Origin of the sequence: Megasphaera hominis (genome assembly GCF_014269395.1) — a bacterium.
GTDB lineage: Bacteria > Bacillota > Negativicutes > Veillonellales > Megasphaeraceae > Megasphaera > Megasphaera hominis.
This window is the reverse complement of sequence record NZ_JACOGK010000006.1, coordinates 17,198-27,639: the sequence shown is the minus strand read 5'-3', so window position 1 is coordinate 27,639 and position 10,442 is coordinate 17,198. Positions and strand designations below refer to the sequence as shown.

9 protein-coding genes are annotated in these 10,442 nt (G+C 54.5%); 7 read left to right on the top strand and 2 right to left on the bottom strand.

Annotated elements, in window-relative coordinates; genetic code table 11:
• Positions 1-18: 18 nt before the first annotated feature.
• Entirely contained in the window at positions 19-1,212 is a 1,194-nt protein-coding gene (locus tag H8J70_RS03005; protein ID WP_186502384.1) for an MFS transporter, read from the bottom strand.
• Positions 1,213-1,442: 230 nt separating this feature from the next.
• On the opposite strand from H8J70_RS03005, the gene H8J70_RS03000 reads away from it, so the two are divergent.
• The 7 genes from H8J70_RS03000 to H8J70_RS02970 are packed head-to-tail and all read left to right on the top strand — an operon-like array spanning position 1,443 to position 8,969.
• Entirely contained in the window at positions 1,443-2,375 is a 933-nt protein-coding gene (locus H8J70_RS03000) for an ABC transporter permease (RefSeq protein ID WP_186502383.1), read from the top strand.
• A gap of 1 nt (position 2,376) precedes the next feature.
• The gene (locus tag H8J70_RS02995) at positions 2,377-3,288 is read left to right on the top strand and encodes an ABC transporter permease (RefSeq protein WP_186502382.1); all 912 of its coding nucleotides are present in this window, start codon (positions 2,377-2,379) and stop codon (positions 3,286-3,288) included.
• Positions 3,288-4,280, top strand: coding sequence for an ABC transporter ATP-binding protein (locus tag H8J70_RS02990; protein WP_186502381.1), 993 nt, complete (start codon positions 3,288-3,290; stop codon positions 4,278-4,280). The genes H8J70_RS02995 and H8J70_RS02990 overlap by 1 nt, the downstream gene beginning before the upstream one ends.
• Entirely contained in the window at positions 4,271-5,242 is a 972-nt protein-coding gene (locus tag H8J70_RS02985; protein WP_186502380.1) for an ABC transporter ATP-binding protein, read from the top strand. The genes H8J70_RS02990 and H8J70_RS02985 overlap by 10 nt, the downstream gene beginning before the upstream one ends.
• Entirely contained in the window at positions 5,239-6,837 is a 1,599-nt protein-coding gene (locus H8J70_RS02980) for a peptide ABC transporter substrate-binding protein (RefSeq protein WP_186502379.1), read from the top strand. Before H8J70_RS02985 ends, H8J70_RS02980 begins: the two co-directional genes overlap by 4 nt.
• The gene (locus tag H8J70_RS02975) at positions 6,838-7,767 is read left to right on the top strand and encodes a S66 peptidase family protein (RefSeq protein ID WP_186502378.1); all 930 of its coding nucleotides are present in this window, start codon (positions 6,838-6,840) and stop codon (positions 7,765-7,767) included.
• Between the two features lie 14 nt (positions 7,768-7,781).
• The gene (locus H8J70_RS02970; protein WP_425489118.1) at positions 7,782-8,969 is read left to right on the top strand and encodes an amidohydrolase; all 1,188 of its coding nucleotides are present in this window, start codon (positions 7,782-7,784) and stop codon (positions 8,967-8,969) included.
• Positions 8,970-9,019: 50 nt separating this feature from the next.
• On the opposite strand, the gene H8J70_RS02965 is transcribed toward H8J70_RS02970, so the two are convergent.
• A complete protein-coding gene (locus H8J70_RS02965; RefSeq protein WP_186502377.1) occupies positions 9,020-10,414 on the bottom strand; it encodes an NCS2 family permease in 1,395 nt (464 codons plus the stop codon).
• Positions 10,415-10,442: the final 28 nt, after the last annotated feature.

The window sequence follows — 10,442 nt, the reverse complement described above, 5'->3', positions numbered from 1 at the left end:
TTACATACGGGCGGTCGTTTAGGCAGCTTCCAAGGATTGCCGCTTTTTCCGCCGGATCGTCCGGCTGATGCCGAGGAGGATAAAACCGGCTACGAAGAAGACGTATTTCATTCCCAGGAAGGTAGCAATGAGACCGCCGATAATCGGGCCGGTCATAGCGCCGACCTGCTGGGCTGAAAAGAGAAGACCAAAGACACGGCCTTTCGTCTTGGCATCGGTGTGTTCTGCCAGAATCGCATTGATGGAGGGGAAAATGCCTGAGAAGAAGAGACCTACGGCAAACTGACTGGCAGCAAAGGTGTAGAGCTCTGTCGGCAGGGACTGGATAATGGAACAGATACCGGCCAGGATGAGGGCATAGCGCATGGACTTAAAAAAGCCATGGTGCTGGCCAAAACGCCCCCAGAGCGGTGCCGTAATGGCACTGGCAAAGCCGCCCAGGGAGAAGACCAGGCCGGAAATGAAGATCAGGTTGTCCATCTGGCCGGCCAAATGGGAAATGTAGGTAGTCATGATCGGCTGGACGAGGAGAATGACGACCTGTACCAGGGCCGAGCAGATCAGCATATGCCGGATAATAGGGATTTTCCAAAGGCTGACACCCTTTTCTTCGGCTGCCACCGGTTTGACGGCTGGCGCGTTGTCTGTAGGCGGTTCTTTAATGAAGAAGACGAGGACGACGAAGTTCAGGAACAAGGCGGCCGCTGCCAGGAAAAAGGACATGCGCATACCGAAAAACTCAGCCAGGACACCGCCAAAGAGCGGTCCGATAATGCCGCCGGCTGTGAGGGCACCCTGCATGATGCCCAGGCAGATGCCCAGTTTTTTGGGCGGTGCGTAAATGGTCATGATGGCCAGTTCCATCGGCCAGAGACCGGATGAAAAGCCTTGGAACATACGCATGAAGGTCAGCTGTAACGGCGAGGTGACGATGCCGCCGAGAAAATAGCTGATCGACAAGAGAAAACTGGCCCGGATTGCCATGAGGCGTTTGCCCCGGTGGTCAGCCATTTTCCCCCAAATAGGTGCCATAATGGCGCTGACGAAAAAGGTGGAGGAAAAGACGATACCAGACCAAATATTGACAGAAGCCGCATCGACGCCGAGTTCATTTGTCAGATACATAGGCAAAAAGGGGACCAGCATGGTGTAGCTAGAAGACATAAAGACGACGTTGCAGGTAAGAATTGCCAGACAAACTTTCCAGTTCAAAGATAATCACTTCTTTCTGTAAGAAAGTCATAAAAACGGTAAGAGAAATAAACTGCCAGCAGCCTCCCGGCCGTGGCAGTAAAAAGAGAATAAAACTATTCTTGTATACTGTTATTGCAATTATCTATTATAGTACGACTGATACGCTATTTCAATGCTATCCGTTGAAAAATGGCGGTTACAATCATATAATAAATGAGATACGACTAATTCAAAGAGAGGAACTTCCTATGTTTTTATACCTTATAAAACGTATTGCCGGTGTTGTCGTCGTTCTCTGGGCTGTCATTACGATTACCTTTCTCTTAATGCATGCTATTCCTGGCGGCCCCTTTACGGCAGAAAAGAAGCTGCCGCCAGCTGTATTGGCCAACGTAGAAGAACGGTATCACCTGAATGATCCCTTGCTGACACAATATGGTGATTATTTGGAACATGCAGCCGTTCTTGACTTAGGACCATCCTTTAAATATCCCGGCCAGACGGTCAATGATATTATTGCCGAAAGTATGCCTGTTTCTGCCCAGCTCGGCTTAATCAGCTTTTGTCTGGCCCTGAGCGTCGGCGTGACTGCCGGAGTACTGGCGGCGTGGCGGAAAAATTCCTGTCTTGACTATTCACTCATGCTCGTGGCTACTCTGGGTGTCTCTGTACCGAGCTTCATAATTGCCGCTATATTAATCCAGCTCTTTGCCTTTACCTGGCCGGTTTTGCCGGCAGCCATGTGGAAGGGACCGGCCTATGCGGTCTTGCCGGCGCTGGCCCTGGCAGCCCATCCGACAGCCTTTATCATGCGCCTGACCCGGTCGAGTATCCTCGATACGCTCTCGCAGGATTATATCAAAACAGCCCGTTCCCGCGGCGTGAGCACGCGCTCGCTCTTATGCCATCACGCCTTACGCAATGCCCTGCTGCCTGTAGTCAGCTATTTGGGCCCCTTGGCGGCATCGCTTTTGACGGGGAGCTTTATCGTCGAATCGATCTTTGCCATTCCCGGCCTGGGCCAGCATTTTGTAACGAGTATTTACAACCGGGATTACACGGTTATCTTAGGAATTACGATTTTTTACAGCTTTTTGATTATTTTCTTGAATCTTCTCATCGATCTCATCTATCCGCTTCTCGATCCGAGAATTTCACTTAAGACAGAAAGGAAGGGATAATATGGACAGCCGCGATTTCGCACCGTTGCGCCCGCAAGATCGGGAAGCAATTTACGTGCCGCCGCAGAAGCTCCGGGAACGGGGCTGGCGGCAAATGAAGAAAAACCGCTTGGCCCTATGGGGCCTGGCCATTGTCATCGTCATGACCGTCATCGCCCTGTTTGGGCCCCTCTTTTCGTCCTATTCCTATGCCGATCAGGATCTGTCCATGGCCAACGCCTGGCCGTCGGCAGCCCATTGGTTTGGCACGGACTCTCTCGGACGGGATCTCTTGGTGCGCGTCCTCTACGGGGCCCGCGTATCCCTTTCCATTGGCTTTGCCGCCAGCCTGATCAATCTCTTTATCGGCGTTCTGTACGGCGGCTTTGCGGCCTTGGCCGGGGGCAAGACGGATCGTATCATGATGCATATCGTCGACGTGTTGTATTCGATTCCCATGCTCTTATATGTCATTCTCCTCATGGTAGTCTTTAAGCCGGGCCTGCTCAATATTTATTTGGCCCTGGGTATTTCCTATTGGCTCAATATGGCACGTATCGTACGTGGCCAGATTCTCAGCCTGAAGGAACAGGACTACGTCATGGCCGCCCGCTCGTATGGCGCTTCAACCTGGCAGATTCTATGGCGGCACATGATTCCCAATTGTGTGGGCCCGATCATCGTCACGCTGACCCTATCTATTCCGGACGCCATCTTTACAGAAGCGTTCCTGAGCTTTATCGGCCTCGGCGTTTCGGCACCGATGGCCAGCTGGGGCGTTCTCACGTCGGAAGGCATCAACAGCATGCGTTCCTTCCCCTTCCAGCTGATTTTTCCGGCAGCGGCTCTTTGCCTGACCATGCTGGGCTTTATGTTTCTCGGTGACGGCTTGCGCGATGCGCTGGATCCGCAGAACCAGAAGGAGGCAGGCTGATGGCGACGTTACTCGATGTACAAAATCTTTCTATTTCTTTCCGTACGTACCGGGGAATACTGGCAGCGACTCATGACGTAACGCTGCACGTAGACGCAGGCGAAACCGTCGGCATCGTCGGCGAGTCGGGCTGCGGCAAGTCTGTTACGGCCCATGCCGTCATGCGCCTTCTGCCGGCAGCGACGACTATCTATTCGTCCGGCACCATTACCTGGGATGGCGAAGCAATTCAAGGCTATACGGAAAAGGAAATGAACCACTTGCGCGGCCGGGAGATGGCCATGGTCTTTCAGGATCCTATGACGGCTCTCAATCCTGTCTTGTCCATTGGCAGCCAGATCCGCGAAGGACTGACGCTGCATCAGCACCTGTCACGGTCTGATGCAGACCAGGAAGCTGCAGCACTTTTACGTGAGGTTGGTATTACTTCACCGGAAAGACGGCTGCACCAGTATCCGCATGAGCTTTCGGGCGGCATGCGCCAGCGCTGTCTCATTGCCATGGCCTTAGCCTGTTCGCCGCGCCTCCTCTTTGCCGATGAGCCGACGACAGCTCTCGACGTGACGACAGAAGCACAAGTGTTGCAGCTCCTGCGGAGTTTACAGGCAGAACGGCAGATGGCCGTCGTCCTTATTTCCCATAATCTGGGCGTCATTGCCCAAATGTGCCGCCGTGTCTACGTCATGTACGCCGGCTGTGTCGTCGAAGAAGGGCCGGTAGAAGCTATTTTTGATGAACCGGCGCATCCGTATACGCAGGGCCTCCTGGCGTCGCTGCCGGACCCGGCCCATAAAGATAAAATCCTGACGGGAATTGCCGGTCAGGCGCCGGATCTCTTCCATATGCCGACGGGCTGCCGCTTTTATCCGCGCTGCCGTCAGGCTATGCAGATCTGCAAGCGTCAGGTACCGCCTTACTATACAACAGGGACAGGGCACAGGGCTGCGTGCTGGCTCCTTTGTCCGGAACGGGAGGAATGCGCATGGCACTGATCGATATGCAGCATGTAACGAAAACCTTTGTCGTCGACCGTGACTGGCTGGGCCGTCCTGTGCGGCAGCTGACGGCTGTCCATGATGTCTCCTTGTCCTTGGCTGCCGGGGAAACAGTAGGCCTCGTCGGTGAATCGGGTTGCGGCAAATCGACACTGGCCCGGACCGTCCTGGGCCTTTATCCTAAGACGTCCGGGACGATTCTTTATAAAGGAAAGTCCGTCGACGATGAGGCTACAGGCCGCGCCTTCCGGCGGCACGTACAGATGATTTTTCAGGATCCCTATGCCTCTCTGGATCCGCGCATGACCGTCGAAGACATCGTCGCTGAGCCGCTGCGCAATTACCACCTGGAGAGGGATAAGGCAGACCTGCGCTGCCGCGTGACAGCTCTCCTGGAAGAGGTGGATATGCCGGCTGAAGCGGCCCAGCGCTATCCCCATGAATTCAGCGGTGGCCAGCGCCAGCGTATCGGAATTGCCCGGGCCCTGGCTCTTTCGCCGGAATGCATCTTTTGTGACGAACCTATTTCGGCCCTGGACGTATCCGTCCAGGTGCAGATTGTCAATATGCTGCAACGGTTGCAGCACGAGCGGGGCCTGTCTTATCTGTTTATTGCCCATGACCTGGCAATGGTACATCACCTGAGCCAGCGCATTGGCGTCATGTATTTGGGCCGCCTGGTCGAACTCGGCCCGAGTGATGCACTGTATCACGACCCGCGTCATCCCTATACACAGGCCCTGATAGCGGCCATTCCCAGGCCGGACCCGCACTATCGCCGGCACGATGTCCTGGCCGGGGAAGTGCCAAGTCCGTTAGCTCCGCCGCCGGGCTGCGTATTTCATCCCCGTTGCCCTTACACACAGGAACGCTGCCGGAAGGAAGTGCCCCTTTTGCGGGATTTGGGCGGCGGCCGCTTAGCAGCCTGCCACTTTGCTAAGAGAGGTGACGCTGTATGAAAAAGCTAAGCCTCTTCTTACTGATTGCCTTTGCGGCGGTCTCCTTGCTGGCTGGCTGTGCCGGTCAGCCTAAGACCGATACGGTCAGCTATGCCCTGGAAGCCGAACCGGCCAGCCTCGACCCGGGTATGACGACGAGTCTCGCTGAAGCGAATGTGCAGGCAGAACTTTTTGAAGGCTTGACGCGTCTCGATCAACATAATCAGCCCCAGCCGGCTTTGGCAGAAAGCTGGGACATTTCTCCTGATGGCAAGGTCTATACCTTCCATTTGCGGCCGCACCTTACGTGGAGCGATGGTACGCCGCTGACGGCACAGGACTTCGAATACTCGTGGAAGCGCGTCGTCGATCCGGAAGTGGCTTCACAAAATGCGTACATGCTCTTCCCTATAGAAGGGGCAGAAGCGTACAATCAGAAAAAAGCGACAGCCGATACAGTCGGTGTCAAAGCCTTGGATGATCAGACCCTGCAAGTACGCCTGAAGGATCCGACGGTCTATTTTCTGACTTTGACAGCCCTTCATTGTTACTACCCTGTACCGCGCTGGCTCGTTGAAGCAAAGCCCGATACGTGGGCGTCTGATGCGGCCGGCCTCGTAGGCTGCGGCCCGTTTGTGATTACCAAATGGGTCCACTCTAGTGAAATAAACGTCAAACGGAATCCCAACTATTGGGATCAGGCCCATGTGCGTTCAGAACGCCTGGAATTTCCTATCAGTGAATCTCAGGCCACGCGCCTGCGTCTCGTCGAAAGCGGTCAGGCCAACCTCATGGTAGAACCGCCACCGGCCGATCAGGACCGGCTGGAAGCGTTGGGCCTTTACCGTGTAGCACCGTATTTAGGTACGTATTACTACGTTTTTAACGTGCAGAAAAAGCCCTTTGATGACGTGCGCATCCGCCGCGCCTTTGCCTTGACCATGGAGCGGCAGGGACTGGTAGAGCATATCGTCCGGGCCCGCAAGGAGGCTGCCTACGCCTGGGTGCCGCCAGGCATTACCGATACGGCTACGGGCAAGGATTTCCGCGCCGAAGGCGGCCCTTTGCAGCATGAAGACGCCGCAAAGGCACGACAGCTCCTGCAGGAGGCCGGCTATACGCCGGAAACACTGCCGGAAGTGACGATTTTGTTTAATACCAATGAAATGCATAAGGCTGTAGCCGAAGCGGTCCAGGCTATGTGGCAGAAAAATCTGGGCGTGCACGCAGGCCTTACGAATCAGGAATCGAAGGTATACCTGGCCTCGCGGATGGAAGGGAATTTCCAGGTCGCCCGGGCTTCGTGGGTTGCCGACTATGCCGATCCTATGACCTTCCTCGACGTCTTTGCCGATGCCGATAACGATGCAAAGTATCACAACGAAGACTATAACCGTCTGATCCGGCAAGCGAAAGAAACGAGTGACCAGGCAGTGCGGATGCAGTATATGCACGAAGCGGAGAAAATCCTCTTCGACGACTGCGTCATCATTCCCATTTACTACACGACCCAGCCTTATGTAGCACAGCCGTATGTAAAGGGCTATCATTGGAGCCCCTTGGGCCTTATTGATTTAAAAGAGGCCTATATTGATAAGAAGGGAGATACAAAATAGATGAATACCTTAGGACAGCCTTTGGGGCCCGGTGCCCGTATCGGCATTGTGGCTCCGTCGGCACCGGTAGAAAAGGCACGCTTTGAAGAAGGCCTGGCGTATCTTCAGTCTCTGGGCCTTGAGCCGGTCTGCGCCCCTTCTGTCGGTCAAGAGTACGGCTATCTGTCCGGTACGGACGAGGTGCGGGCCCGGGATATTAACCGCTTTTTTGCTGACCCATCTATTGACGGTATCCTCTGCCTGCGCGGCGGCTATGGTGCAGCCCGTTTGCTGGAGCTCCTCGATTATGAGACCATTGCAGCCTGGCCGAAGCTCTTCATCGGCTTCAGCGATATTACGGCTCTCCACACGGCCCTGCGCCAGCGCTGTGGCCTGGCAACCATCCATGGACCGATGCTCATGAATCTGGGTGGTGCGGCGACGCCGTATACGTTTGCACAGTTTGCTGCGGGCCTTACTGAGCCGGCTTTGCCCGGCCCGATAACGCTGCCGCCCGGGTGGGTCTTAGAGCCGCTCGTAGAAGGAACGGTTCATGGCAACCTGACAGGCGGCAATATGATGCTCCTGGCCAACCTGACGGGCACCCCTAACGGTCTCGACGGAACGGGAGACATTCTCTTTCTCGAGGAAATCGGTGAAGAGGCCTATTCCCTGGACCGCATGCTGCGCCAGTTTGAACAGTCCAGCCTGATCAGCCGCGTGCAGGCTGTTGTCTTTGGCGAATTTGTTCATTGTACGCCTGTTGAGCCGGAAGCCGGCGAATTTACAGTACGGGACGTATTGACCTATTATGCCCGGCGCTGGGGTAAACCGGCAGCCTGCGGCCTGCCCTACGGGCATGGCAAGACCAACGGCTGGCTGCCCCTGGGCCGGCCGGCAACCTTACGGGTGACGGCAGATAGTGTGTCCCTTATTTTGGAGGATATATGATCGATAGCAAGGTAATGAAACAAGAAAGCGACCAGTGGGTAGAGGCACATGAAACGCTGATCCGGCAGATTGCAACCTATCTTCATGCGCATCCGGAACTGGGAGAAAAGGAATATTTGGCTGCCCGGTACTTGCGGCACGTACTGGCAGAGGCGGGCTTTACCGTAACGGACTGTGTGCCCGAACGGTTTCCTACGGCCTTTCAGGCGACGTATGGCACGGGGCCTGTGCAGATCGGCTTTTTAGCCGAATACGATGCCCTGCCGGGACTGGGCCATGGCTGCGGCCACAACCTGATTGCAGCCATGAGTGTCGGCGCTGCCCTGGCCTTTGCCGCAGTAGCAGCCGATGTGGCGACAATTCATGTTTACGGCTGTCCGGCAGAAGAAACGGCGGCCAGCAAGGAGTACATGAGTGCCCAAGGCGTTTTTGACGGCCTCACGGCAGCACTCATCATCCATCCCGGTGAAGATAAGACGGCTCTGGGCGGTACATCCTACGCTACGCATCCCTTGGAATTTGCCTTTACGGGCAAACCGGCTCACGTGGCAGATCCCGACTACCATGGCATTAACGCCCTTGATGCGGCCGTCGATTTTTACCAGGCCTTAAAAGAAAAAGAAAAGGAATTTACAGAGCGTCATATTATCGGCATCATCTTTACGGAAGCCGGTACGGCGCCAAATATTGTACCCGACAGGGCAGTCCTGCATGCGACCATCCGGGCCATGAAGGCAGACTATCTGGAAGGGACCATGCTGCCGGCCATCCGGGCTCTGGCTCAGGCAGTTTCCGACCGGCATGGCACGACCTTATCGATGGTTCATTATGAACCACTCCTTAAGGATATGGTTAACGACCCGCGTTTGGATGTCTATTTTGCCGAAGCCTTCAGTGAACTTGGCGAAGAGTTTGACGTCAAAGACGATGACTATGCAGAAGGCTCAACGGATGTGGGCAATGTCAGCCAGGTGACGCGTACGAGCCAGCCCAGTCTCTGTATTGGCTATCATATATCCGGCCATACGCCGGAATTTGCCTGTGCAGCCGGCAGTGAATACGCCTTGCAGCAGGCGGCCCTTGGGGCTAAGGCCATGGCCCGTGTGGCTGCCGACGTCGTAGCGGAACAGGAACGGCCACCGGTCGCGCCGGCTGATGAAGAAGCCCAGTGGCGCAAGGCGTATGAAACGCTGTCGCCATAAAAAAAATCCCGCCTTATTCAGGGCGGGATTTTTTGTAATACCTCTAGGCGTTACAGGATAATGTACTTGCAGATGAAGAGGACTGCCAGGATATACATGAGCGGACTGATCTTTTCGCGCTTGCCTGTAAGCAGATTGATGACGACATAGGAGATGACGCCGAAGGAAATACCTTCTGAAATGCTGTAACAGAAGGGCATGGCAATAATCGTAATATAGGCCGGAATAGATTCGGAAAAATCAGAGAAGTCGATGCCGGCTACAGAGGAAAGCATGAGGAAACCGACGACAACCAGGGCCGGCGATGTAGCGAAGGCCGGGATGGAAAGGAAAATCGGCGATAAGAAAAGAGACAGGAGGAAGAGCACGGCAACGGTAATGGCAGTAAGACCTGTACGGCCGCCTTCACTGACGCCGGTAGCGCTTTCCACGAAAGTTGTCGTCGTACTCGTGCCAATGACGGCACCTACGGTCGTCGCTACGGCATCAGCCAGGAGAGCGCCTTTAATGTGGGGCAGCTTGCCGTTTTCATCGAGCATGTTGGCCTTGGAGGAAACGCCAATGAGCGTGCCCAGGGTATCGAAAATATCGACAAAGAGAAAGGCGAACATGACGATGAGAAAATCGATGCTGAAAACGCGGCTGAAGTCGAGCTGCATGAAAATCGGGCTCAGGCTGGCCGGCATAAAGGAGGCGAGACCGGCAGAAACGTCGGGAATGACGCTGAACATCTTAAGTTCCGGATTGGGAACGTAGAGGCCTGTCACTTCACAAATTACGGCCAGAATCCACGTGCCCAGGATGCCCAGGAGAATATTGCCGCGGACTTTTTTTACCATCAGGATCGATGTGAAAAGGATGCCGATCATGGCTAAGAGGACGGTAATCCCAACGGTGTGGAAGGTGCCCGTTTCGACAGAATGAGTAAAGGAGAACAAGGAAATTTTCGTGGCCGGATTGGCGACGATGATCTGTGCGTTCAAGAGGCCGATGAGGGCAATGAAGAGGCCAATCCCGGCAGAAACTGCTTTTTTCAGGGTCATCGGAATGGCATTAAAGATAGCTTCACGCACGTTGGTCAGGGATAAAACGATAAAAATAATACCTTCAACAAAAACGGCGGCTAAAGCCATCTGCCAGGAATAACCCATCTGCATGACGACGGTAAAGGCAAAAAAGGCGTTCAGGCCCATACCGGGGGCTAAGGCAAAGGGATAGTTGGCAAAGACTGCCATGAAGATAGTACCCAGACAGGAAGCGATAGCTGTAGCCGTCAAGACGGCACCCTTATCCATACCTGTCGTGCTCATGATCAAAGGATTGACGGCCAGAATATAGGCCATTGTCATAAAGGTGGTAATACCGGCAAGCATTTCTGTCTTGGCGGTGGTTCCGTTCGCTGTCAAATGAAACAGACGGTTAAGGAACCCATTTTCATTTTCCATGTTGAAACTCCTTCCTGATACAAAGAAA

What these genes read in the sequence shown, in the direction of transcription:
- H8J70_RS02980 (WP_186502379.1), top strand. Translation starts at nt 5,239, where the DNA reads ATGAAAAAGCTAAGCCTCTTCTTACTGATTGCCTTTGCGGCGGTCTCC.
- H8J70_RS03000 (WP_186502383.1), top strand. Translation starts at nt 1,443, where the DNA reads ATGTTTTTATACCTTATAAAACGTATTGCCGGTGTTGTCGTCGTTCTC.
- H8J70_RS02995 (WP_186502382.1), top strand. Translation starts at nt 2,377, where the DNA reads ATGGACAGCCGCGATTTCGCACCGTTGCGCCCGCAAGATCGGGAAGCA.
- H8J70_RS02985 (WP_186502380.1), top strand. Translation starts at nt 4,271, where the DNA reads ATGGCACTGATCGATATGCAGCATGTAACGAAAACCTTTGTCGTCGAC.
- H8J70_RS02965 (WP_186502377.1), bottom strand. Translation starts at nt 10,414, where the DNA reads ATGGAAAATGAAAATGGGTTCCTTAACCGTCTGTTTCATTTGACAGCG.
- H8J70_RS02975 (WP_186502378.1), top strand. Translation starts at nt 6,838, where the DNA reads ATGAATACCTTAGGACAGCCTTTGGGGCCCGGTGCCCGTATCGGCATT.
- H8J70_RS02990 (WP_186502381.1), top strand. Translation starts at nt 3,288, where the DNA reads ATGGCGACGTTACTCGATGTACAAAATCTTTCTATTTCTTTCCGTACG.
- H8J70_RS02970 (WP_425489118.1), top strand. Translation starts at nt 7,782, where the DNA reads ATGAAACAAGAAAGCGACCAGTGGGTAGAGGCACATGAAACGCTGATC.